Source organism: Vibrio sp. 03_296 (assembly GCF_002265885.1).
In genome coordinates, this window is record NZ_NPKW01000585.1 from 1 (window position 1) to 651 (window position 651).

The 651-nt window shown below is 46.2% G+C and carries 1 protein-coding gene and 1 pseudogene; both read right to left on the bottom strand.

The features are described 5' to 3' along the window. Positions 1 to 273, bottom strand: a 273-nt coding sequence (locus tag CIK04_RS26370; protein WP_128824713.1) for a DUF1887 family CARF protein, incomplete at its 3' end; no start/stop codon positions are given. A 165-nt stretch (positions 274 to 438) separates the two neighbouring features. After that, positions 439 to 651, bottom strand: a pseudogene (locus CIK04_RS26375) (methyl-accepting chemotaxis protein); the annotation flags it as partial.

Below are 651 nucleotides of genomic sequence, written 5' to 3' on the forward strand. Positions count from 1 at the left end.
ACTGGCGTTCAGTTTGACATCYTCCCCACGGCTTTTGAGATCTTCAGCTAAGGTCTGAATAGATTGTTGATCAAGAGTATCGACAACAGAGGGGATGACAAACAGTTCGGAAGTGATATCACGCTGAGCAAGCACAGAATGAAGTCTTTGATACATATCGCGTTGTGACTCATCACCGATAAACACGATATGAGTGCTGACGGTACGCAGATCGAGGAGAGGGGTCACCAGTCTGACAGGGTCCTGATCAATGATACCAACGTGTACAGCCATAACTTTTCCTTCTCAGTACGGCTTGCAAAAAGAGGATGTGAAAGAGAGTGCAAGCGCTTGATCTTCATATGTAGACAAGGCGCATAAAAAACAAGGCAAGCTTACGTTGAAAAGTTGCCCTTATCCGATGACTTTATAGGTTTATTGACCGTTTTCTGTTGAACCTTACAACTTGAAACGGTGAACAAGCTCCGTTTGCTGGCTTGCTAAGCTAGACAAGTTTTCGCTGGTGGCCGCGATTTCCGCCATCGCATGGTAACTGCGATCGGCGATGTTATTGATGTCTTCCAAGCTACGTGCAATAGAGGTCGATGTTTCGCTCTGTTCTGCGGCCGCTTGTGAAATGTGCGTACTCATTGGCTGATTTCGATGATCAAC